This is a genomic window from Deinococcus aquiradiocola (assembly GCF_014646915.1).
Lineage (GTDB): Bacteria > Deinococcota > Deinococci > Deinococcales > Deinococcaceae > Deinococcus > Deinococcus aquiradiocola.
This window is the reverse complement of the sequence record NZ_BMOE01000009.1, coordinates 140,936-162,702: the sequence shown is the minus strand read 5'-3', so window position 1 is coordinate 162,702 and position 21,767 is coordinate 140,936. Positions and strand designations below refer to the sequence as shown.

Sequence of the window (21,767 nt, the reverse complement as noted above, 5' to 3'; positions counted from 1 at the left end):
CGCGTGCAGCCAGGGCCGCGCCGCATGACGTCCCTCTCCCCCGCCCCGGACCCGGGCGCGGCGCTGGACGCCCGGACCGTGTGGGAGGCGCTGCCGCCGCACGCGCGGACGCTGCTGCGCGAGCTGCGGGCGCTGGCCGTGCCGGGCGCGCGCGTGGCGCTGGTGGGCGGCGCGGTGCGCGACGCGCTGCTCGGCCGCGGGAGCGCGTCGCCGGACCTGGACCTCGTGGTGGCGGGCGACGACGTGCAGCGGCTCGCAGGGCGGCTGGGGGACTTCGTGTGGCACCCCGCCTTCCGGAATGCGGCGCTGACCCTGCCGGGCGGGGAGGGCGCGGACCTCGTGACGGCGCGCCGCGAGACGTACCCCGTGCCGGGCGGGTCGCCGGTCCCGCTGCCGGGCACGCTGGAGGACGACCTGGCCCGCCGCGACTTCGGGCTGAACGCGCTGGCGCTGGAGGTGACGCCGGACGGGACGCTGGCGCTGCTGGCCGTGCCGGGCGGCCTGGAGGACCTGCGGGCACGCACGCTGCGGCCCCTGCACGCCCTCTCGCTGCACGAGGACGCGTCGCGGCTGGTGCGGGCCGCGCGCCTCGCGGGGCGGCTGCCGCTGCACGCGCACCCGGAGCTGCTGGCCCAGGTGCCGGACGCGCTGGGCATGGCAGCCCGCACGCCGCGCCTCGCGTCGGAGCTGCGGCTGCTGCTGGACGAGCCCAGGCCGGGCCGCGCCGCGCGCGCCCTGAGCGACTGGGGTGCGGCGACCCTGCTGCCGGAAGGGGCCGCCGACCTGCTCGAACGCCTGGACGCCCTCCAGCCCGGCGCATCCCAGTCCGGCGCTGCGCCCGGAGGCACGCACCGCACCCTGTACGCGGCGGCACTCCTGAGCCTGCCGCGCGGCCCCGAGCGGCTGGACGCGCTCGCGCTCGGCCCGAAACCCGCCGAGCTGCTGGACCGCGCGCGTGGCGACCAGCCCGCCCGGCCCGGCACGCCGGAACACACGCTGCGCGACCTGCTGGGCCTGACCCCGCCGTACCCGCCGCTGCAGGGCCGCGACCTGCTGGCACTCGGCGTGCCGCCCGGCCCGCAGGTGGGGCAGCTCCTCACGCGGCTCGCTCAGGAGCGCCGCGCCGGACGGTACGCCACACGCGACGACGAACGCCGCGCCGCGCTCACGTGGCTGGACGCGCCGCAGTGAGGGCGGCCGCCGGGGTAGGGTAAGGGCGCATGTTCGGCCCCATCACCCTGATCGCCCGTGACCCGCTGGTCCTCGTCCTGCTCGTGCTGGCCGTGCTGGGCGGCCTGACGCTGCACAACATGACGCAGGCGCTCCTCGCGCGCCGCCTGGGCGACCCGTCCGCCGCCGACGCGGGCTTCGTGTCGCCGGAACCACCCGTGCACCACACGCTCGTGTCGCTGCTGATGTACCTGCTGCTCGGCCTGGCGCTGCCGCGCCCCGTGCCGCTGCGCCTGCACGGCCGTCCCGCCGCGCTGACGCTGCTGTCCGGCCCGTTCACGCTGCTGGGCGTGGCGCTGCTGCTCCTCTTGCTGCAGCGGGTGCAGCAGTGGCTGCTGAGCGGCTTCGACCCGCTCGGGCTGGCGCTGGGGCGGGCCGCGTACGGGCTCACGCAGCACAGCGTGTTCTTTCTGCTGCCGCTGCCGGGCCTGGACCTGGGCCGCACCCTGGCGCTGACCGGGCCGCGCCTGCTGCGGCAGGGTCTCGCGCAGCTGCAGATGGCCGGGCCGGTCCTGGCGTACATCGCGTGGCTGCTGCTGGCCCTGAGCGGCACGCTCAGCTGGGCCACCGAGCCCGCGTGGCGCGCCCTGAGCGGCGTGGTGGGCCTGCTGCCCTGAAGGGTGACGCCCGCGCGGGCGGGGCGTGGGCTGGGACAAGCGGCGGGCGGTGAGCCGCTAGACTGCCGGTATGGGTCTCCTCAGCCTGCTCACCACCAATCCCGTCGCCTTCGTGATCGTCGCGGTGGCGCTCGTGCTGTCCCTGACCGTGCACGAATTCGCTCACGCCTGGACGGCCGACCGGCTGGGCGACTCCACGCCGCGCCGCGCGGGCCGCGTGACGCTCAACCCGCTCGCTCACCTCGACCCCTTCGGCGCGATCCTGCTGCTCGTGGCGGGCTTCGGCTTCGCGCGGCCCGTGCCGATCAACCCGAACAACCTGGGCCGCTGGGGCGGCCTGTGGGTCGCGGCGGCCGGGCCGATCAGCAACATCCTGATCGCGGTCGTGGCGACCGTGCTGCTGAAGGTCGTGCCGCGCAGCGAACTGGGCGACACCGTGCTGTTCTACGTGCTGAGCATCAACATCGTGCTGGCGGTCTTCAACCTCATTCCGCTGCCGCTGCTGGACGGCAGCCGGATCGTGGCGGCGCTGTTCCCGCGCACGCTGGGCCGCGCCCTGATGGAGTTCGAGATGCAGCCGTACAGCTTCATTCTGGTGATGGTCGTGATCTACCTGGGGCGGCCCGTCATCAGCGGGATCATCGGCGGCGTGCAGACGTGGGTGCTGGGCCTGATCGGCCTGTACTAGCACGGCCTGTACCGGCGCGGCCGGGACGACAGAGAAAAAGAGAAGCACAGAGAAGGCGGGCCGGGAGTGCATCCCCGGCCCGCCCTGCATTCGTGTGCCTTCACGGCTGCGGCGTTCAGCGCAGGGCGAACATCATGGCGACGTGCGCGCCGGTCCCGCCGAGCACGAAGAGGTGCCAGATCTCGTGGAAGCCGAACACGCCGGGGCGGGGATTCCAGCGTTTGGTGGCGTACACGACGGCCCCGGCCGTGTACAGCAGGCCGCCCGCGGCGAGCCAGAAGATCGCGGCGTGCGGGAGGTTGCGGCTCAGTTGCGGGATGAAGGCCAGGGCGAGCCAGCCCATCAGGACGTACAGCAGGGTGCTGATCCAGCGGGGGAGGCGCATGGTGAGGAGTTTCAGCAGGATGCCGGACAGGGCGATGCCCCAGATGACGTACAGCACCACCTCGCGCCAGATGCCGTTCAGGCCGAAGTACGCCAGCGGCGTGTAGCTGCCCGCGATGAGCAGGAAGATGGCGCTGTGGTCGAGTTTGCGCAGCCAGAGCATGGCGCGTTCGCCGACGTTGAGGCTGTGGTAGGTGGCGCTGGCGGCGTACAGGCCGGCCATGCTGAGCCCGAACACGATGAAGGGCCAGAGGCTGAGGTGGTGCAGGTGCGCCCAGACGAGCAGGCCCGCGAGGACAGGGACGGCGAGCAGCACGCCGGCCCAGTGCGTGAGGCTGTTGACCGGTTCGCGCAGGCGGGAGGGGTGGAGGCGGTGCAGGGGCCGGGTCATGCCTTCAGTGTACGCCTTTGCATGCAAGCAAATGACAGAGTGTCAGCTATTCGGCAGGGCAGGATCAGCACGAAAGACGGGAGCGGGCCGGACGGGAGCCTGCGCTCCACGGTCCGGCCCGCCCTCCCCCGCCCCGCTCAGCGGCTGTAGTTGGGAGCCTCGCGCGTGATGGTCACGCCGTGCGGGTGGCTCTCGATGAGGCTGGCACCCGTGATGCGCACGAACTGCGCGTCGCGCTGCAGGGCCTCCAGCGTGCCCGCCCCGCAGTACCCCATGCTGCTCTTGAGGCCGCCCACGAACTGGTACACGACCTCGCCCGCCGTGCCCTTGTACGCCACGATGCCCTCGATGCCTTCCGGCACGAACTTGCGGCTGCCGCCCTGGAAGTACCGGTCGGCGGACCCCTGGTCCATCGCGCCGAGCGACCCCATGCCGCGGTAGCTCTTGTAGCGGCGACCGTCGCGCAGGACCGTCTCGCCGGGCGCCTCGTCCGTCCCGGCCAGCATGCTGCCCATCATGACGGCGCTCGCGCCCGCCGCGATGGCCTTGGGCACGTCGCCCGTCTGCTTGATGCCGCCGTCCGCGATGACGGGAATGCCGTGCGCGCGGGCCGCCTCGCACGCCTCGAAGATCGCCGTGATCTGCGGGACGCCCACGCCCGTCACGACGCGGGTGGTGCAGATGCTGCCCGGCCCGATCCCGACCTTCACGGCGTCCGCGCCCGCCTCGATGAGCGCGAGCGCCCCCTCGCGCGTGGCGACGTTCCCGGCGATCAGGTCCACCTGGAAGGCCGCCTTGACCTGAGAGACGGCCTTCAGGATGCCTTCCGAGTGTCCGTGCGCACTGTCCAGCACCAGCACGTCCACGCCCGCCGCGACGAGCGCGCCCGCACGCTCCATCAGGTCGGCGCTCACGCCGATGGCGGCCGCGACGCGCAGGCGACCCAGGGCGTCCTTGGCGGCGTTCGGGTACTTGACGCGCTTGCTGAGGTCCTTGACGGTGATGAGGCCCTTCAGGGTGTACGCGTCGTCCACCACGAGCAGCTTCTCGATACGGGTGCGCTTGAAGATCTCCTGCGCCTCTTCGAGCGTCGTGCCGACCGGCACGGTCACGAGGTCGTCCTTGGTCATGACGGCCGACACGGGCAGCGTCATGTCGTCCACGAAGCGCATGTCGCGGTTGGTGATGATGCCGAGCAGCTTCCCGGCCTCGTCCGTGATGGGCACGCCGCTGATGCGGTACTCGGCCATCATCTCGTCCGCCTCGCGTACGCTGGCGGTGATGGGGAGCGTGATGGGGTCCACGATCATGCCGCTCTCGCTGCGCTTGACCTTGCGGACCATCTCGGCCTGCGCCTGCACCGGCATGTTCTTGTGGATCACGCCGATGCCGCCCTCGCGCGCCATGGCGACCGCCATCGCGGTCTCGGTCACGGTGTCCATCGCGGCGGACAGGAAGGGGATGTTCAGGCGGATGTTGCGGGTGAGCTGCGTGCCGATGTCCACCTGGTGCGGCAGCACCTGCGAGTGGCGCGGCTGGAGGAGCACGTCGTCGAAGGTGATGCCTTCCCGCCCGAACTTGTACGCGAAACGGTCCTGGGTCTGCGGGGTCTGCTGGGGGTCGAGCACGGCTTGGTCGGGCATGAAGGAAGTCCTCCTGGACGGGTGAGGGCGGGAACATCGTGGTGTGGGGGGGGCGCGCGGCCCGGGCGGGCGGTTGCCGCTGCCGGGGTGGGCGGCGGACCGGTTTGGGTCAGCATAGCAGGGCGGGGCGGGACGGCTGGGAACCCAGGTGACACTGCCCCAGACAGGGCGGGGACTTGCGCGCGCGCGGAGCGCATGCTACTCTCTGCTTCGCCTGGAAAGCAGGCACGCACGAAAGGGGCCATAGCTCAGCTGGGAGAGCGCGTCGTTCGCAATGACGAGGTCAGCGGTTCGATCCCGCTTGGCTCCACCAACCACCCGCCGCAAGGCGGGTTTTTTCATGCCTGCCCACGGCGGGCAGCGGTCCGGGCCACGCGGGATCCCGGCGCGGCAGCCAGAGACGACAGGGCCGGGCGGGAGCTTCCAGTGGAAGCTCCCGCCCGGCCTTCTGTGCTGATGTCCTGCGTGTCGCTCCGCCGTCACGCGCCCTCACGGGCGCGCGGCGGGGTCAGCGGCGGCGGTCCTCGCGGGGGCGGAACTCGCGGTCGCTGAAGTCGCGGCCACCGCTGCTGTTGCCCTCGTCGCGGCCACCGAAGCGGCTGCGGTTGCCCTGGTAGCCGCCCTCGCGGTTCCCGTAGCTGCGGCCACCGCCGCCGCTCCCGCCACGGCTGCCGAAGCGGCCACCGTCACGGCTGCCCTCGCGCTCGCGGGGTTCCTGCAGTTCCGGCAGTTCGGTCGGGACGCTGACCGTCACCTCGCCGTCCAGCGGGGAGAGCTTCATGAGCTGCTGCGCGACCTCGGTCGGCACGTCCGCGATGGCGGCCACGCCGGAGGTCAGGAGGCGCACCTTGCCGAGCTTGCGGCTCTCGACGTTGGTGCTGCGCGAGATGAGCGCCACGGCACGCGGGATGCTCATGCGGCCACCTTCGAGCTGCACGGCCACCACGCCCTCCTCACCGCTGAGGAGCGAGACGTTGCGCACCGGCTGCGTCGCGCCGCTGATGCGGGCGAGCGCGCGGCTCAGGGCGTCCAGGCCCAGTTCGCTGAAGAGACGCTCCGCCTCGGCCTTGAAGGGATCGCCGTACTGCGCTTCGACGCTGCGGACCTGGTCGGCGGCGGCGCGGCTGCTGGCGTCCTTGACTTCCTGCGGGGTGGGGTGGGCGCGTTCCTGGAAGTGTACGCCGGTGGCGTTCTCCAGGCCGCGCAGGTCGCGGAGTTCACGGTCGCCGTACAGCACGATGGCGGTGCCGGTGCGGCCCGCGCGGCCGGTGCGGCCGGAGCGGTGCACGTAGCTCTCGGGGTCCTGCGGCAGGTGGTACTGCACCACGAGGTCCACTTCGGGGATGTCGAGGCCGCGCGCGGCGACGTCCGTCGCGACGAGCACCTTGACGCGGCCGCTGCGGAAGGCGCCGAGGGCGCGTTCACGCTGGCTCTGCGCGAGGTCGCCGTGCAGCGCCTCGGCCTCGTTGCCGCGGTGGATGAGTTCCATGGCGAGCTCGTCCACTTCGCGCTTGGTGCGCGTGAAGATGATGGCGCGCTCCGGGTTGTACACGGTGAGCAGGTCGGCGAGCAGGCGGGTGCGGGTGCGTCCGGCCTTGATCTTGAGGTGCTGCACGGTCGTGGCGGCCTGCATGCGGGTGTCGCCGACGAGGTCGACGGTCAGGGGGTTGTCGAGGTACTTGCGGGCGATGCGGGCGAGGCCGTCCGGGATGGTGGCGCTGAACAGCATCGTCTGACGCTCAGGGGGAGTGGAGCTGAGGATGCTCTCGATGGCGTCCGCGAAGCCCACGCTGAGCATCTCGTCGGCCTCGTCGAGCACCGCGAACTGCACGTCGTCGAGGCGGAGGTTGCCGCGCTCGATGTGGTCGATGATGCGGCCGGGCGTGCCGACAACGATGTCGACGCCGCGCTGCAGGGCCTTCTCCTGCGGGCCGTAGGCGGCGCCGCCGTAGATGGTCAGGATTTCGAAGGCGGGGCCGCTCTTGCTGAACTCCTCGCTGACCTGCTTCGCGAGTTCGCGGGTGGGCGCCATGATGATGGCGCGCGGCAGGCGGCCGCGTTCACGGCTGGGCGTCAGCTTGCTGAGGATGGGGAGCGCGAAGGCGAGCGTCTTGCCGGTGCCGGTGCGGGCACGGCCGACCAGGTCGCGTCCGGCCAGGGTATGCGGCAGGGACTGCGCCTGAATGGGAGACGCTTCGAGAATGCCGCGCGCTTCGAGCAAGGCGGAGAGTTCTGGGCTGACCAGTTCAGTAAACTGCATGGTTGTATCCTCCGGGGTAGTCCGGCGAACACCACGCGCTCTGAACGTTCAGACGCACTGTACTCACCCACTGCCTAGCTTTCTTCCCGACCTCACCACTTCATCAAGCCGTCCAACTCGGGCTGACTGAAGGGTCGCACAAACGTGCCGCAAAGCCGAACTGACCCCTATTGAATTCGCGCTGCGTGTCTTCAGTCGCGAAGGTTTGATCGGTCTGGAGCCTGCCTGGGAAGGCTCGCCACCGACAACGAGTGTAAATGATACACGAATACGGGCGAAATAGCTAGTGCCGCGCGCCGCGCCCGCCGGAGCGCGCACCCGCCAGAGCGCACAGGGCAGCGGGCGGGACGGGGCAGCATGGCACGCGGCGGTCAGGGCCGCGTCCGGCACGGCACGGACCGCACGGACCGTCGCTGACGGGGACAAAGGCCCAGCGGCACGCGCCTACAGTGGAGGCATGAAGCGAACGAAGCGGCCCCTGACACTCACGCCGGGCGGGTCACGGGCGGGCGCGCTGCTCGTCCTGTGCCTGCTGGCCGGGCTGGGCGGCGCGCAGGGCATGGCCGGAATGCCCGGCATGACGCCCCCCCACCCGGGCGGCCCGTCCAGCGGCACGGCCACCGCGCCCCGCAGCGCCACGCCCGCCGTGACGAGCGCCGCCGTGAAGGGCCTGCAGCTGCGGCAGGGCTGGGTGGCGGCCGCCCCTCCCGGCGCGCAGGAACTCTCCGCGTACCTGGAACTCCGCAACCCCGGCCGGACCGCCGTGCGCGTCACGGGCGTCCGCACGCCCGTCAGCGGGCACGCCATGCTCATGACGACCACCCGCGACACCGCCGGCCGCGAGAGCATGACCATGACGGCCAGCCTGACCGTGCCCGCCGGCGGCACCCTGAAGGTCCTGCCCGGCACGGCCCACCTGATGCTGCAGGCGCTGCGCTCGCAGCCGCAACCGGGGCAGCGCGTGCCGCTCACCCTGACCTTCTCGGACGGCTCCGCGCGCACCTTCACGCTCCCGGTCCGCAAATGGTGAAGCGCCCCTGGTACGTGTCGGCCCTCGCGGCGCTGCTGGCGGTGCTGGTGCTGCTGGGCGGCGTGTGGGCATACACGCGCCTGAAGAGCCCCTTCCCGTACTACGGCACGGTGTACGATACCCCGCTGCCCGCCGCGCCCGTCACGGGCCTCACGGACCGGGGGCAGGGCGCCGCGCCGTACACCTTCACGCCGGGCAGCGGGACCACCACCGCGCTGTTCTTCGGCTTCACGCACTGCCCGGACATCTGCCCGCTGTCGCTCGCGTACCTGGAACGCGTGCGTCAGGCCATGACGCCGGACGAGCAGCGGCGATTCCGGGTGCTGTTCGTGTCGCTGGACCCGGACCGCGACACCCCGCAGAAGATCGGCGAGTACGTCCGGTACTTCGGGCAGGCGCAGGGCGTGCAGGTCCGCGAGCCCGCCCTGGCGGCCCTGGCGCGCGCGTACGCCGTGTCGTACGTGAAGGCCCCACTGCCCGGCCGGGCGGGCGACTACCAGATCAACCACACGAGCGCCACCTTCCTGATCGACGCGCAGGGCCGCCGCCGCCTGCTGTGGGACTACACGCAGCTCAACGACACCGCACGCGTCCTGAAGGACGTGCGTGAAGTGATGGCGACGCCGTGACCCCCAACCTCTCCCCCACCCTCGCGGACCTGCTCGCGCCGCGCCCGGACGCCGCATGGCTCGCCGCGCTGCTGCTGCTGGGCGGCTGGTACGCGCTGGGGTTCGTGCACGCGCCGCGCGCCGCGTGGCCCGCGTGGCGCGCCGCACTGTTCGGGCTGGGGCTGCTGGTCGCGCTGCTCGTCACGCAGACGGCCGTGACGGACTTCACGCTGAACAGCATGACGCTGTACATGGCGCGCCTGATGGTCCTCGCGGAAGTCGTGCCGCCCCTCGTGATCCTCGGCCTGCCTGCCGGGCACCTCGTGCCGCGCGGCCGGGCGGCGCGGGCGCTGTCGTGGCTGCTCGACCCGTGGGTGGCACTCGCGCTGTGGACGGTCATCATCGTCTTCTGGAACGTCCCGGCGGGCTTCAGCGCGTCGCTCGTCAGCAACACCGCGTCCGGCCTGCTGCCGCTGCTGTACGTGCTGGGCGGCCTGCTCAGCTGGGCGGTCGTGCTGCGCCCCCTGCCGACCGTGCAGGGGCGCGGGTTCGGGAACCGCGGCTGGTTCGGGCTGCTCGCCAGCCTCCCCATGATGGCGGTCGCCGCCGTGTGGCTGTACAGTCCGCGCGTCCTGTACGCCCCGTACGTGGGCGCCCTGTGCCTGTGGAACACCACGCCGCTGCAGAATCAGGTGAACAGCGGGTGGGTCATGATGATCGCGGGCCTGCCCAGCATGGCGCTCGCCGTGGCGCAGCTCATGCTGTGGCTGATCGCGCTCGCCGACAGCGGCACCGTGACCGAAACCGAAGACCCGGACGCGGTGAACCCGGACGACCGGCCCGCCCCCGGACCGGCCGACGCGCGCCCCTGACCTCCCCCCTGTTCGTGCGGACGCGCCCGCTGCGTTACCCTGACCGTATGAGTGTCCACTTGAACGCCCAGGAAGGCCAGATCGCCCCCACCGTGCTGCTCCCCGGTGACCCGCTGCGCGCGCAGCACATCGCGCAGACGTTCTTCGACAACCCCGTGCAGCACAACAGCGTGCGCGGCATGCTGGGCTTCACCGGCACGTACCGCGGCAAGCCCGTCAGCGTGCAGGGCACCGGCATGGGCATGCCCAGCGCCGGGATCTACGTGCACGAACTCATCCACAGTTACGGCGCCAAGACGCTCGTGCGCGTCGGCACCTGCGGGTCGTACCAGAAGGACGTGCACGTGCGCGACATCGTGCTCGGCCAGGCGGCCTGCACCGACTCGAACCTGAACTTCACGCGCTTCCAGGGCCTGAGCTACGCGCCCATCGCGGACTTCTCGCTCCTGATGGCCGCGTACCAGCGCGCGCAGGCGCGCGGCTTCGCGGCGCACGTCGGGAACATCATGTCGAGCGACATCTTCTACCAGGACGACCCCCAGTCCTTCCAGATGTGGGCGGATCACGGTGTGCTCGCCGTGGAGATGGAGGCCGCCGCGCTGTACACGCAGGCCGCCAAGGCGGGCGTGCGCGCCCTGACCGTCCTGACGGTCAGCGACCACCTCGTGACGCACGAGGTCACGACCGCCGAGGAACGCCAGACGACCTTCAACCAGATGATCGAAGTCGCGCTCGAAGCGGCCCTCGGCCTCGACTGATAAGAGACTGAACGGCGGACCCCGCAGGGAAGCGCCGCCCCACCCGGAATGCATCGGGTGGGGCAGCGCTTCTCCTTTCTCGTCCGGGCGGGGCGCTCAGGGCGTTTCGGTGTTCACCATGTGCATCGCGACGCGGGTGAGGCTCATGTGCAGTTCGGCGGCCGTGCCCTGGTCGAGGTCCGGCGTGTCGCGCAGGGCGGCCTGCATGCACGCGAGCCAGGCACGGGCGCGGTCCGGCGTGATGGGGAACGGGAGGTGCCGGGCGCGCAGCATGGGGTTCCCGTACTGCCTGTGGTACAGGGGCGGGCCGCCCAGGAAGCCGCTCATGAACGCGAACTGCTTGTCGAGCGTCACGCTCCACAGGGCGGGGTCGCGGCTGCCGGGGAAGAGGTCCGCGATGAGCGGGTCCTGCGCCACGCGGGCGTAGAAGCGTTCCAGCAGGTCCCGCAGCGTGGCTGGCCCGATGCGGTCGTACAGGGTGCCGCGCAGGTCGGGGGACAGGGGGTTGGTCATGCCGTCAGGGTAGCGTCCGTCCGGGCCGGGGGGCCGCGCGCGTCACTTCACTGGGCGTCATGCTCACTGGGCGGGGGTGGCGGCGAGGCGGTCGAGGACGCTGGGGTCTTCGAGGGTGCTGGTGTCGCCGCTGATCTCCTGTCCGGCCGCGACCTGCCGCAGGAAGCGGCGCATGATCTTGCCGCTGCGGGTCTTGGGGAGCGCGTCGGCGATGTAGATGGCGTCCGGGCGGGCGAGCGCGCCGATCACGCGGCTCACGTGCCGCCGCAGTTCGGCCGGGTCGGCGGTGTGGCCGTTCTGGAGGAGCACGAAGGCGACGACGCCCTCTCCCTTGACCTCGTCGGGGCGGCCGACGACGGCGGCCTCCGCGACGCTCGCGTGACCGACGAGGGCCGACTCGATCTCGCTCGTGCCGAGACGGTGCCCGGAGACGTTGAGGACGTCGTCCACGCGGCCCATGACGGTGATGTACCCGTCGGCGTCGCGGCGCGCGCCGTCCCCGGCGAAGTACACGCCGGGAATCTCGCCCCAGTACGTCCTGACGTAGCGTTCGTCGTCGCCGTACACGGTGCGCAGCATGCTGGGCCAGGGTTTGCGGATCACGAGCAGGCCGCCCTCGCCGTCGGGAACGTCGTCGCCTTCGCGCGTCACGATGGCGGGGTCCACGCCGAACATCGGCAGTCCGGCCGTGCCGGGCTTGGCGGGGAACGCGCCGGGCAGCGTGGTGAGCATGATGCTGCCCGTCTCGGTCTGCCACCACGTGTCCACCACGGGGCAGCGTCCGCCGCCGATGACGCGGTGGTACCAGCGCCACGCTTCGGGGTTGATGGGTTCGCCGACCGACCCGAGGAGGCGCAGGCTGCTCAGGTCGTGCCGGGCGGGAAAGTCGTCTCCGGCGCGCATGAAGCTGCGGATGGCGGTGGGCGCGGTGTACAGCACGGTGACGCCGTGGCGTTCGGTGATGTCCCAGAACCTCGCCCAGTCGGGGTGGTTGGGGGCGCCCTCGTACATGAGGACGGACGCGCCGTTCAGGAGGGGGCCGTACACGATGTAGCTGTGCCCGGTGATCCAGCCGACGTCGGCGGTGCACCAGTACAGGTCGTCTTCCTTGAGGTCGAAGACGGTGCGGGTGGTGAGGTACGTGCCGACCATGTACCCGCCGGTGGTGTGCACGACGCCTTTGGGTTTGCCGGTGCTGCCGGAGGTGTACAGCACGAACAGCGGGTGTTCGCTGTCCAGGGGCGCGGCGTCGTGGTCGCTGCTGGCGGCGGCGAGCGCGTCGTGCCAGTACGTGTCGCGGCCCTCCTGCATGGGCGCGTCGCAGTCGGCGCGGCACACGACGAGCATCCGTTCGAGGACGGGGGCCTGCGCGGCGGCCGCGTCGGCGTTGCCTTTGAGGGGGACGAGCGTGCCGCGCCGGTAACTGGCGTCGGCGGTGATGAGGACCCTGCTCTGCGCGTTCTGGATGCGGTCGGCGAGGGCCGAGACGCTGAAGCCGCCGAACACGACGCTGTGCGTCGCGCCGATGCGGGCGCAGGCGAGCATGGCGATGGCCGCCTCGGGAATCATGGGGAGGTACAGGGTGACGCGGTCGCCGCTGACCACGCCGAGGTTCAGCAGGGCGTTCGCGGCGCGTTTGACCTGTTCGAGCAGTTCGGCGTACGTGTACGTGCGGATGTCGCCGTTCTCGCCTTCCCAGACGATGGCGCGCCGGTCGCCCAGGCCGCGCTGCACCTGCCGGTCGAGGGCGTTGTACGCGATGTTGGTCCGGCCGCCCACGAACCACTGGGCGTGCGGGGACTGCCAGTCGAGGACGCGGTCCCAGGGGGCGTGCCAGTGCAGTTCGCGGGCGGTATCGCCCCAGAAGCCTTCGGGGTCGTGCATGCTGCGCGCGTACATGTCGCGGTACTGCTGTTCGGTGACGTTGGCGCGGGCCGCGAAGTCGGTGGGTGGGGCGACGGGGGCCTCGTCGTGCGAGGCGTGCTCGATCTTGCCGGTCATGACGACCTCCGTGGGTGCCCGTGGCGGGCGGAAGCGTGGCCTGAAGTTGTGTGCGGCGGTGTTGGCGTTCACTGTAGCGGCTGCGGGGTTGCCTTTGGGTTGGGTTACCGTGCCGGTACCGTGAGACGTGGACCGGGTTCAGGGAGCGGGGCCGGTGAAGCGGGAGGGCGGTCACACGGGCGGGCCACGCGGGCGGGTATGCTGGCGGGCGTGCCCTCCAACTCCGTTTCGCCGCTCACCGATGTGCTGGGCCGACCGCTGCGTGACCTGAGGCTGTCGGTCACGGACCGCTGCAACCTGCGCTGCACGTACTGCATGCCTGCCGAGGTCTTCGGGCCGGATTTCGCGTTCCTGCCGCGCACGGAACTGCTGAGTTTCGAGGAGCTGGAGCGCCTGACGCGGGTGTTCGTGGCGGGCGGCGTGCAGAAATTGCGCCTGACGGGCGGCGAGCCGCTGCTGCGGCGGGACCTGCCGGACCTGATCGCGCGCCTCGTGCGGATAGAGGGCGTGCAGGACATCGCCATGACCACCAACGGCCTGCTGCTGCCGCGTCTCGCGGCGGACCTGAAGGCGGCGGGCCTGCGGCGCGTGACGGTCAGTCTGGACAGCGTGGACCCGGAGGTGTTCGGCCGCATGAACGGGCTGGGTGTGCATCCGGACCGGGTGCTGGACGGGATCGAGGCGGCGCTCGCGGCGGGGCTGGGCGTGAAGGTGAACACGGTGGTGCAGCGCGGCGTGAACGACGCGGCGCTCGGTGAGCTGTGGGCGGCACTGCGGGACCGCGCGGTGCTGCGCTTCATCGAGTTCATGGATGTCGGGAACCACAACGGCTGGAACCTGGACGCGGTGGTGCCGCCGCGCGAGGTGCTGGCGCGGCTGGGCGGGGACTTCCGGCCAGTGGACGCGCAGTACCGGGGCGAGGTGGCGTCCCGCTGGGTGGACGCGGAGGGGCACGAGGCGGGACTCATCACGAGCGTGACGCGGCCCTTCTGCGGCGACTGCACGCGGGCGCGGCTGTCGGCGGTGGGCGTGCTGTACACGTGCCTGTTCGCGACGGGCGGGCTGGACCTGCGTTCGCCGCTGCGGGACGGCGCGAGCGACGGTGAGCTCGCGGCGCTGCTGGCCGGGACGTGGAGTGCGCGGCGCGACCGGTACTCGGAGGAGCGCGGCGAGGCGACGCACGCGGACCGCCCGAAGGTCGAGATGTCTCATATCGGCGGCTGAGGCGGCCGGACCGGCGACCGGCGGGGTTCCGGGGCGTCCGCGCCTGCTTTTCGGGTGTCGCGGGGCAGAAATGAAGGGATTGTGCGCTGTTCCCCCTTCAGGAACAGGGGGGGTCGGGGGTCAGGTCGCCCGGCGTGCGTGTACTTCGTACACAAATAGATTAAGCTGAGTTAAGGACGCGTCCACGGGGTCGCCGCGCCCGCCTGTCCGGGCGGCCCGCCACCCTGCACGTCCCGACCACCGCTTTCCGGTTTATGCTTCTGTGCGGCGCCGGGCACCCGGCCCGAAGCGCACACCACGCCGCGATCTGTCGCTGTCTACCGTCTGGGAGGGAACATGGCCAAATACCCACTGATCAAGACCACCCTGAAAGATCGGCTGCTGGGTGGAGACTACTCGGAAGGGTTCCCTCTTCCCAGTGAACCCCAACTCGCCCGCGAATTCGAAGTGTCCCGCATGACGGCCCGCCGCGCCATCGACGAACTGGAACGGGAAGGGTACGTGTACCGCGTGCAGGGCGCCGGGACCTTCCCGACCGGCAAACGCTTCCGTCAGGGCATGTTCCGCGTGCGTCCCTTCCGGGAATGGGCGCGCGACCCGGACCAGCACAACACCATCCTGCAGAGCATGCAGCTGAACGCCACGCCCGAGATCGCCAGCGTGCTGCAGGTCGAGACGGGCAATCCCGTGATCTTCATTCACCGCCTGCGGCTCGCGGGCGAGGAACCGCTCGTGATCGAGAAGCGGTACATCGACGCGCGCCTCGCGGGCGGCCTGCTGGAACACAACCTCACGAGCGAGAGCATCCACGAGGTGATGGTCAGCATGGGTGTCCCCATGACGCGCGTCGAGCAGAGCCTGGAGGCCGTGAACCTGCGTCAGGAGGAAGCGGACCTGCTGCGCGTGCCGGTCGGCACGGCGGCGTTCCTGCTGCGCCGCACGACGTTCAGCGGGTCGCGCCGCGCCAGTTACGTCAACTACTGGGTGCGCGGCGACCGGTACGCCTTCCAGGACAGCTTCGAGCCCTGAACGGACGGGAGGCGGGCGGCAGGCGGGCGAGGCCCCGTGGCCGCCCGCCTTCTCCTGTCTTCACCTGGGTCTCCCCTGTTCCTGCCTGGCCCGACCGGTCGGGCGGTCAGGGGCGGGCGACGCCCAGCAGGGTGTACGCGAGCAGGGCGAGCTTCTCGCGCAGGCGGTAGCGGGCCTGCCCGGACCCGAGCGGGACGCTGCTCACGTCGGCGTTCAGGCCGCTGGCACGGGCGAGTGCCAGGGCGCGCGGGGCGTGCGCCTCGTCGGTGACGAGCGTGACGGGCAGCGTCCGGCCGGGCCGGGCGGCGTCCTGCAGCAGCGCGCGGCTGTACTGGAGGTTCTGGAGGGTGGTGCGGCTGCGCGTCTCGGCCTGCACGTCCGCGATGGGCACGCCGTGCCGCGCGAGGTACAGGCGGCCCACCGTGCCTTCCGCGTAGCGGTCGCCGGTGCCCACGCCGCCGCTCACGACGACGCGCGTCACGCCGCCCGCGCGGTAAAGGGCGGCAGCGCGGTCGAGGCGTTCGCGGAAGGCGGGGCTGGGGCGGCCGTTGTACTGCGCGGCGCCCAGCACGAGCAGGGTCGCGTGAGGCCGGGCGGGGGCATGGGGGCGGGGCAGCGGGAGGGCCGTGACGAGGCCCGCGCCGGCGAGCAGCAGGAGGGCCAGGGCACCGCTGCCCAGGCTGCCCTGTGACCTGCCGTTCTGCCGCATCGGACCGAATGTAGCACGCGACATGAAGAGCAGGTAAAGCCGCGCTGGCCGCTGTGAAAAACTCCACGCGGCGTGCCCGGACCCCTCCCGCCGCACGGCCCGCACGCGCCCGGACGGACTTGGGCGTCGCCTCACCCGGCCTCACGTACGCGCCCTTTGGGAGACGCCGTGCAGTGACGCGAGGACCGCTGTGATACCTTGACGCCGTCGGGCGGCAGCCCCCTGCCGCTCCCCACCCTGACTATGCCCAATACCCTAGTGATCGTCGAATCTCCGGCCAAAGCGCGCACCATCGAGAAGTACCTCGGAAAGGGGTACACGGTGGAGTCGAGCATTGGGCACATCCGTGACCTGCCCAAAAGCGCCGCCGAGATTCCCGAGAAGTACAGGAACGAGGCATGGGCGAGGCTGGGACTGAACGTCGAAGAGGACTTCCGGCCTCTGTACGTGGTGTCGGCCGAGAAACGCCAGCACGTCGCCAAACTCCGCAAACTGACGGCCGAGGCCGACGAACTGATCCTCGCGACCGACGACGACCGCGAGGGCGAGAGCATCGCGTGGCACCTCCTGCAGGAACTCAAACCGAAGGTCCCCGTCAAACGCATGGTGTTCCACGAGATCACCAGGGAAGCGATCCAGGCGGCCATCGCGAACCCGCGCAGCATCGACACGAACCTCGTGGAGGCCCAGGAGGCGCGCCGCGCCCTGGACCGCCTGTACGGTTACGAGGTCAGCCCGGTGCTGTGGCGCAAGGTCGCGCCGAAACTCTCGGCGGGCCGCGTGCAGAGCGTCGCGACGCGCCTGCTGGTGCAGCGCGAGTGGGAACGCATGCGGTTCGTGTCCGGCAGCTGGTGGGACATCGAGGCGGCCTGCGTGACCGCCGACGCCAGCAGCTTTCCGGCCCGCCTCGCGGAGCTGGACGGCGTGCGGCTCGCTCAGGGCCGCGACTTCGACCCGGCGACCGGCAAGCTGAAGGTCGGCCCGGACGGCAAGCCCGTCGCCGTCGTCATGCTCAGCGAAGTGCAGGCGCGCGACCTCGCCGCGAAGCTCACGGGCGGCACGCTGACCGTGGCGAGCGCCGAGGAGAAACCCTTCACGCAGCGCCCGTACCCGCCGTTCATCACGAGCACGCTGCAGCAGGAAGGGTCCCGCAAGCTGGGCTTCGGCGCGCAGCGCACCATGCGCGCCGCGCAGAAACTGTACGAGGGCGGATACATCACGTACATGCGTACCGACAGCCCCAACCTGTCCGCCGAGGCCATGAACGCCGCGCGCACGCAGGTGAAGGATATGTACGGCGACGCGTACCTGTCGCCGCAGCCGCGCGTGTACGCCGCGAAATCCAAGAACGCGCAGGAGGCGCACGAGGCCATCCGGCCCGCCGGGCAGACGTTCCGCACGCCGGACAGCCTGCGCAGCGAACTGGACAGTGACGGCTGGCGCCTGTACGACCTGATCTGGAAGCGCACGGTCGCGTCGCAGATGGCGGACGCGCGTGGGCGGCGCATGCAGGTGCGCCTGTCCGGTCAGGCGAGCGACGGGCGCAGCGTGACGCTGAACGCCTCCGGCCGCGCCATCGACTTCCCCGGCTTCCTGCGCGCGTACGTGGAGGGCAGCGACGACCCGAACGCCGCGCTGGAGGACCGCGAGGTGATCCTGCCGCCGCTGCGCGTGAACGAACGCGTGACCGGGGAACGCATGACGCCCGGCGGGCACGAGACGCAGCCGCCCGCGCGCTTCACCGAGGCGAGCCTCGTGCAGGGACTGGAAGCGCAGGGCATCGGGCGGCCCAGCACGTACGCCAGCATCATCGGGACGATCCAGGACCGCGGGTACGCCGCCAAGAAAGGCTCGGCGCTCGTGCCGACCTGGACGGCCTTCGCGACGTCGGCGCTGCTGGAGCACCACTTCGGGAAGCTGGTGGACTACGACTTCACGGCCCGCATGGAGGAGGACCTCGACGAGATCGCCGGGGGCCGCAAGCAGCGCGTGCCGTACCTGCGCAGCTTCTACCTGGGTGACGCGGGCGGCATGGGCATCCACCCGCTCATCGAGGCGCAGATGGGCGCCATCGACGCGCGTGCCGTCGCGACCATCGACGTGCCGCGCCTGTCGGGGAGCGGCATCGAGGTGCGCGTGGGCCGCTACGGCCCGTACCTCAGTCAGGGCGACACCAAGGCGAACATCCCGGTGGAACTCGCGCCGGACGAGCTGACCCTGCCGCTCGCGCTGGACCTGCTGTCCCGCCCGAGCGGCGACCACCCCATCGGGACGGACCCCGACTCGGGCCTGCCCGTGATCGGCAAGGCCGGACGGTTCGGGCCGTACGTGCAGCTGGGCGACACCAACCCGCCCACCCGCACGGCGAGCCTCTTCCCTGGCGACGACCTGAACACCCTGACGCTGGAACGCGCCCTGAAGCTCCTGACGCTGCCCCGCCTGGTGGGCGTGTCGGAAGGTGAGGAGGTGTGGGCGCTGAACGGCAAGTTCGGGCCGTACCTGAAGCGCGGGTCGGACAGCCGCAGCCTGACCCTGCATGAGCAGCTGTTCACCATCACGGTGCCGGAGGCGGAGGAGGCGTTCCGTCAGCCGCGCTTCCGTGGACGCGGGTCGGCCGTGGCGGGCCCGCTGAAGACCTTCGAGTTCCCGGACCGCACGGCGATCCTGCTCAAGAGCGGGCGGTTCGGGCCGTACCTGACGGACGGGGAGCGCAACGCCACCCTCCGCAAGGGCGAGGAGGGCGCGGACCTCACGGACGCGGACGCGCGCAGCATCCTGGAGGAGCGCGGCAAGGAACCGCAGAAGAAGCCCGGCAAGGCCTCCGCCCGCAAACCGGCCGCGAAGAAGGCCGCGCCCAGGAAAGCGGCGACCGGCAAGGCGACGGCAGGCAAGACCGCGACCGGCAAGACGGCCACGGGCAAGGCGCCCGCCCGCAAGGCCGCGCCCGCCGAGGGCGGCATGGCGATCCACACGCCGCTGAAGGCCAGCAGCAAGTCCGCCCCGAAGAAGACGGCCGCGAAACCCGCCGCCAAGAAGACGCCCGCCAAGGCCCCCGCCCGCGCGGCACTCGCCTGGGCGGACCTGAAACCGCACCTGGGCCTGCTGAGCGAGCAGGAGCGCGCGCTGGTGACCGCCACCCGCGAGCACGGCCGGAAGGTCGAGGACGTCGCGCCGGACCTGGGCCTGGACGTCAAGAAGGCCAAGGGCATGGCCCTGCAGGCCAGCAAGAAACTGAATCAGGCCGCGCGGGGCGAGTAATGCCGGAGGCGCTGCACCTCGCGCGGCTCGCGCAGTCCAGCCCCGAACGGGCGCTGACCCTGCCGGGCGGCGCGGTACGGATCCTGTCGCTCACAAAAGCGCAGGACGGCGGGACGGACGCGTGCTGGTTCGTGTGCCTGAACGGCACGCTGCTGCTGGACCTCCCGCACGGGGACTTCGTGACGCTGCGCGCGGGCGAAGCGTACCGGACCGAGGCGGGCGTCGCGCGGCGACTCACGCCGGTCGGACAGGTGACCGTGCTGCTGACAGACGCCTGATCGACCGCCAGCTGAACCGCGCCCCCCACCACGGCGACATGGCCCGGCACGCGCCCACCTTCATGAACGCACCTGAGCCCGCCCTGAGCGCGGTCCGGGCCGCGACACACTGGACCCCAGCGCACACTGTGGGTCACAGAGTCGCTTGAAAATGGACGCCACTCATCTAGACTCACTGCAACCAGACATTCCGGGCCGCACTCAGCGGACCTGTCTGCGTTGAAGGGGACACCATGACTTCCAGATTCAAGGCGATCTCGCTGCTCGGACTCTCCCTGACCCTCGCCGCGTGCGGGCAGGGCACGCCCGCCGCCGACCCCGGCACCTTCTCGCTCAGCACCCTGCAGCCGGGCCAGAAGCAGGACATCGATGCGGCCGTCAAGGTCAACGTCGTGCTCGTCGGCTACCACCCCACCGCGCCCGGACAGGTCGCCGGGCCGCGCGACGTGAACGTCAGCGACTTCACGTCCATCCTGCCCGGCACGGGCCGCAACATCGCGCGTATCCCGTCCGCGTACGGCGCGCTGGAATCCACCGGCAACACCTACACGTACCAGTACAACTACGTGTACGCCAGCCAGAGCTTCGAGGACAACTTCTTCTCGTACCTGACCTCGAAAGGCACGGAGAAGCCCCTCACCGTGTACCAGAAGGCGTACAACTGCCAGAGCACCGACGATCTCAGCTGCGCCACGCCCGCCACCAACATCGCGCGCGCCGTGACCGGCAACCTCGAGATCGACGGCGTGCTCGCGGAGAACTGGCTCGCCGACAACGCCTCCAGCATCGGCGTGGACGCCCGCCAGTACACGGTGTTCCTCGTGAACTGGTACGGTCGTCCCGACTTCAAGTTCCACAGCTTCACGCGCGCCGACGCCGCCGACAGCGACACCGGCACCAAGTTCGGTCAGCGCTCCTCGCGCCGCCTGAACGCCTGGGGCGGCACGCCCCGCGACGACGGCAGGACGCAGCGCGTGTGGTTCTACGACCTGTCCGCCAACCCCGAAGCGTGGACCAACAACTGGGACGTCTCGAACGCCGACGTGGACGGCGACAAGGTCCCGGACTACCGTATGCCGCCCATCTGGGAGTACGGGACCCGCAAGGCCACGTACCGTCCCTTCACCAAGGTCGGGCCGGACCTGGCGCTCGTGACGCGCTACGTGGCGCTCGACCTGCTGTTCACGCCGTCCCCCATCTACCGCGTGTCGCTCACGCCGCCCAACATGCCCGAACGCATCAACCTGAACGTCGCCTTCGAGCAGGGCGCAGGCGCGGACACGCAGGCGAACCTGTACCGCCCGCAGCTGTCGCAGGACCGCCTGAAGGTGCTGCAGCCCTTCGCGACCCTCACGAACTCCATCCGCACGGCCCCGCTGAGCGGCGAGGTGTTCGACGCGTACAAGTGCCTGTTCCCCGCCACGGACGCCGACATCTGCTCGCCGGACCGTGCCGACCCGACCGGCGACCGCCTCTTCACCTACGCGCTGAACGACGTCCGCAACCAGTACAAGACCCTCAGCGACTACCAGGTGCCGATCTACGCCTTCAACGACGGCGAGAACACCCAGCCGGGCCTGCTGGGCGTGGCGGGCGACGACGGCGTGACCGGCACGCAGGCCGTCGTGAACAGCTTCCTGACGCCCGACCTGAACGCCGCCGGGTACGGCTTCACGGACACCATCACGCACGAGACGGGGCATCACTTCAGCCTGTCTCACCCGCACGACGGGTACGACAGCGAAACGAACACCGAGTACGGCCCCAGCGGCGAATTCGCGTTCGTGAACTCCGGCGACATGAGCAACACCGTGATGGCGTACAACGACCTCACGCGCGGCTTCGGGCAGTTCAACCTCGACAGCCAGTACCGCTACCTGACGGCCGCGTACCTCAACAACACGGACGCCATCCTGCAGCTCGTGCAGCAGGCCGGTCCCGACAAGGTCAAGGCCGTCAACGCGGCCGCCACGTCCGCCGACGCGCAGTTCGGCAGCGCGCTCGGCAGCTACCGCGACCTGAACTACCTGGACGCCGCCACGCAGGCGCACGCCGCGTACCGCTCGGTCGTGGACGCCGCCCGTGCAGCAGGCGTGAACGTGCAGCCGTACAGGTGGTACGAGCGTCTCGACGGCCTGGCCACCCAGAAGACCCTGCCGCGCCGCGTGAACAACTACCTGCCGGTGCAGGGCACGGCCATCCGGCCGGAATCCACCGCCTTCCTCACCCGACTGCGCCTCGCGAAGTAAGCGCCACGCGGCGACACGCCGGTTC

The 21,767-nt window shown here is 71.1% G+C and carries 18 protein-coding genes and 1 tRNA gene; 13 read left to right on the top strand and 6 right to left on the bottom strand.

Annotated elements, in window-relative coordinates; translation table 11 throughout:
* The first annotated feature begins 24 nt into the window (after nucleotides 1-24).
* The 3 genes from IEY33_RS13470 (at nucleotide 25) to IEY33_RS13460 (ending at nucleotide 2,535) form a co-directional block, all read left to right on the top strand.
* Nucleotides 25-1,191 carry a tRNA nucleotidyltransferase/poly(A) polymerase family protein gene (locus tag IEY33_RS13470; RefSeq protein ID WP_188963795.1) on the top strand — a complete coding sequence of 389 codons (1,167 nt, stop codon included), beginning with the start codon at nucleotides 25-27 and terminating at the stop codon, nucleotides 1,189-1,191.
* A 29-nt stretch (nucleotides 1,192-1,220) separates the two neighbouring features.
* Nucleotides 1,221-1,847, top strand: a complete 627-nt coding sequence (locus tag IEY33_RS13465) for a hypothetical protein (RefSeq protein WP_188963794.1) — start codon at nucleotides 1,221-1,223, stop codon at nucleotides 1,845-1,847.
* A gap of 70 nt (nucleotides 1,848-1,917) precedes the next feature.
* Nucleotides 1,918-2,535: a site-2 protease family protein gene (locus IEY33_RS13460; protein ID WP_188963793.1), complete on the top strand. Its 618-nt coding sequence runs from the start codon at nucleotides 1,918-1,920 to the stop codon at nucleotides 2,533-2,535.
* 115 nt (nucleotides 2,536-2,650) lie between these two features.
* On the opposite strand, the gene trhA is transcribed toward IEY33_RS13460, so the two are convergent.
* Both trhA and guaB read right to left on the bottom strand, forming a co-directional pair.
* Complete coding sequence (gene trhA / locus IEY33_RS13455; RefSeq protein ID WP_188963792.1) at nucleotides 2,651-3,310, bottom strand: PAQR family membrane homeostasis protein TrhA; 660 nt, start codon at nucleotides 3,308-3,310, stop codon at nucleotides 2,651-2,653.
* Between the two features lie 137 nt (nucleotides 3,311-3,447).
* Complete coding sequence (guaB, locus tag IEY33_RS13450; RefSeq protein ID WP_188963791.1) at nucleotides 3,448-4,953, bottom strand: IMP dehydrogenase; 1,506 nt, start codon at nucleotides 4,951-4,953, stop codon at nucleotides 3,448-3,450.
* A 237-nt stretch (nucleotides 4,954-5,190) separates the two neighbouring features.
* Between guaB and IEY33_RS13445 the strand changes: the two genes are divergently transcribed.
* A tRNA-Ala gene (locus tag IEY33_RS13445) sits at nucleotides 5,191-5,266 on the top strand.
* Nucleotides 5,267-5,461: 195 nt separating this feature from the next.
* Here IEY33_RS13445 and IEY33_RS13440 read toward each other — a convergent pair.
* Nucleotides 5,462-7,213, bottom strand: a complete 1,752-nt coding sequence (locus IEY33_RS13440) for a DEAD/DEAH box helicase (protein WP_188963790.1) — start codon at nucleotides 7,211-7,213, stop codon at nucleotides 5,462-5,464.
* 457 nt (nucleotides 7,214-7,670) lie between these two features.
* On the opposite strand from IEY33_RS13440, the gene IEY33_RS13435 reads away from it, so the two are divergent.
* From IEY33_RS13435 to deoD, 4 genes are read left to right on the top strand one after another with little or no spacing between them, the layout of a single operon-like run.
* Nucleotides 7,671-8,243 carry a copper chaperone PCu(A)C gene (locus IEY33_RS13435; RefSeq protein ID WP_188963789.1) on the top strand — a complete coding sequence of 191 codons (573 nt, stop codon included), beginning with the start codon at nucleotides 7,671-7,673 and terminating at the stop codon, nucleotides 8,241-8,243.
* Nucleotides 8,237-8,872, top strand: a complete 636-nt coding sequence (locus tag IEY33_RS13430; RefSeq protein ID WP_188963788.1) for an SCO family protein — start codon at nucleotides 8,237-8,239, stop codon at nucleotides 8,870-8,872. Before IEY33_RS13435 ends, IEY33_RS13430 begins: the two co-directional genes overlap by 7 nt.
* Nucleotides 8,869-9,723 carry a cytochrome c oxidase assembly protein gene (locus IEY33_RS13425; protein ID WP_188963787.1) on the top strand — a complete coding sequence of 285 codons (855 nt, stop codon included), beginning with the start codon at nucleotides 8,869-8,871 and terminating at the stop codon, nucleotides 9,721-9,723. Before IEY33_RS13430 ends, IEY33_RS13425 begins: the two co-directional genes overlap by 4 nt.
* Before the next feature lie 47 nt (nucleotides 9,724-9,770).
* Nucleotides 9,771-10,481, top strand: a complete 711-nt coding sequence (gene deoD, locus IEY33_RS13420; protein WP_188963786.1) for a purine-nucleoside phosphorylase — start codon at nucleotides 9,771-9,773, stop codon at nucleotides 10,479-10,481.
* A 96-nt stretch (nucleotides 10,482-10,577) separates the two neighbouring features.
* On the opposite strand, the gene IEY33_RS13415 is transcribed toward deoD, so the two are convergent.
* Both IEY33_RS13415 and acs read right to left on the bottom strand, forming a co-directional pair.
* Nucleotides 10,578-10,994, bottom strand: a complete 417-nt coding sequence (locus IEY33_RS13415) for a globin domain-containing protein (RefSeq protein WP_188963785.1) — start codon at nucleotides 10,992-10,994, stop codon at nucleotides 10,578-10,580.
* Between the two features lie 63 nt (nucleotides 10,995-11,057).
* On the bottom strand, nucleotides 11,058-12,995 hold the full coding sequence (gene acs, locus IEY33_RS13410) for an acetate--CoA ligase (protein WP_188963784.1): 1,938 nt from the start codon (nucleotides 12,993-12,995) through the stop codon (nucleotides 11,058-11,060).
* Between the two features lie 210 nt (nucleotides 12,996-13,205).
* On the opposite strand from acs, the gene moaA reads away from it, so the two are divergent.
* Complete coding sequence (gene moaA, locus IEY33_RS13405; protein WP_229671010.1) at nucleotides 13,206-14,219, top strand: GTP 3',8-cyclase MoaA; 1,014 nt, start codon at nucleotides 13,206-13,208, stop codon at nucleotides 14,217-14,219.
* Between the two features lie 336 nt (nucleotides 14,220-14,555).
* Nucleotides 14,556-15,248, top strand: a complete 693-nt coding sequence (locus IEY33_RS13400; protein WP_188963782.1) for a GntR family transcriptional regulator — start codon at nucleotides 14,556-14,558, stop codon at nucleotides 15,246-15,248.
* 106 nt (nucleotides 15,249-15,354) lie between these two features.
* Here IEY33_RS13400 and IEY33_RS13395 read toward each other — a convergent pair whose 3' ends face one another.
* Nucleotides 15,355-15,957 (bottom strand): YdcF family protein, encoded by a 603-nt coding sequence (locus IEY33_RS13395; protein WP_188963781.1) that lies wholly within the window; start codon nucleotides 15,955-15,957, stop codon nucleotides 15,355-15,357.
* Nucleotides 15,958-16,200: 243 nt separating this feature from the next.
* Here IEY33_RS13395 and topA point away from each other — a divergent pair, with 243 nt between their 5' ends.
* From topA to IEY33_RS13380, 3 genes are all read left to right on the top strand, one after another.
* A complete protein-coding gene (gene topA / locus IEY33_RS13390) occupies nucleotides 16,201-19,215 on the top strand; it encodes a type I DNA topoisomerase (RefSeq protein WP_188963780.1) in 3,015 nt (1,004 codons plus the stop codon).
* Nucleotides 19,215-19,493 carry a hypothetical protein gene (locus tag IEY33_RS13385; protein WP_188963779.1) on the top strand — a complete coding sequence of 93 codons (279 nt, stop codon included), beginning with the start codon at nucleotides 19,215-19,217 and terminating at the stop codon, nucleotides 19,491-19,493. Before topA ends, IEY33_RS13385 begins: the two co-directional genes overlap by 1 nt.
* A gap of 233 nt (nucleotides 19,494-19,726) precedes the next feature.
* Nucleotides 19,727-21,742: a zinc metalloprotease gene (locus IEY33_RS13380; RefSeq protein WP_188963778.1), complete on the top strand. Its 2,016-nt coding sequence runs from the start codon at nucleotides 19,727-19,729 to the stop codon at nucleotides 21,740-21,742.
* The last annotated feature ends 25 nt before the right edge of the window (nucleotides 21,743-21,767 follow it).

Coding starts and splice junctions, on each gene's coding strand:
- IEY33_RS13470 (WP_188963795.1), top strand. CDS start 25: ATGACGTCCCTCTCCCCCGCCCCGGACCCGGGCGCGGCGCTGGACGCC.
- IEY33_RS13400 (WP_188963782.1), top strand. CDS start 14,556: ATGGCCAAATACCCACTGATCAAGACCACCCTGAAAGATCGGCTGCTG.
- IEY33_RS13395 (WP_188963781.1), bottom strand. CDS start 15,957: ATGCGGCAGAACGGCAGGTCACAGGGCAGCCTGGGCAGCGGTGCCCTG.
- trhA (WP_188963792.1), bottom strand. CDS start 3,310: ATGACCCGGCCCCTGCACCGCCTCCACCCCTCCCGCCTGCGCGAACCG.
- IEY33_RS13440 (WP_188963790.1), bottom strand. CDS start 7,213: ATGCAGTTTACTGAACTGGTCAGCCCAGAACTCTCCGCCTTGCTCGAA.
- guaB (WP_188963791.1), bottom strand. CDS start 4,953: ATGCCCGACCAAGCCGTGCTCGACCCCCAGCAGACCCCGCAGACCCAG.
- topA (WP_188963780.1), top strand. CDS start 16,201: ATGCCCAATACCCTAGTGATCGTCGAATCTCCGGCCAAAGCGCGCACC.
- IEY33_RS13465 (WP_188963794.1), top strand. CDS start 1,221: ATGTTCGGCCCCATCACCCTGATCGCCCGTGACCCGCTGGTCCTCGTC.
- IEY33_RS13380 (WP_188963778.1), top strand. CDS start 19,727: ATGACTTCCAGATTCAAGGCGATCTCGCTGCTCGGACTCTCCCTGACC.
- IEY33_RS13435 (WP_188963789.1), top strand. CDS start 7,671: ATGAAGCGAACGAAGCGGCCCCTGACACTCACGCCGGGCGGGTCACGG.
- IEY33_RS13385 (WP_188963779.1), top strand. CDS start 19,215: ATGCCGGAGGCGCTGCACCTCGCGCGGCTCGCGCAGTCCAGCCCCGAA.
- IEY33_RS13460 (WP_188963793.1), top strand. CDS start 1,918: ATGGGTCTCCTCAGCCTGCTCACCACCAATCCCGTCGCCTTCGTGATC.
- acs (WP_188963784.1), bottom strand. CDS start 12,995: ATGACCGGCAAGATCGAGCACGCCTCGCACGACGAGGCCCCCGTCGCC.
- IEY33_RS13415 (WP_188963785.1), bottom strand. CDS start 10,994: ATGACCAACCCCCTGTCCCCCGACCTGCGCGGCACCCTGTACGACCGC.
- IEY33_RS13430 (WP_188963788.1), top strand. CDS start 8,237: ATGGTGAAGCGCCCCTGGTACGTGTCGGCCCTCGCGGCGCTGCTGGCG.
- deoD (WP_188963786.1), top strand. CDS start 9,771: ATGAGTGTCCACTTGAACGCCCAGGAAGGCCAGATCGCCCCCACCGTG.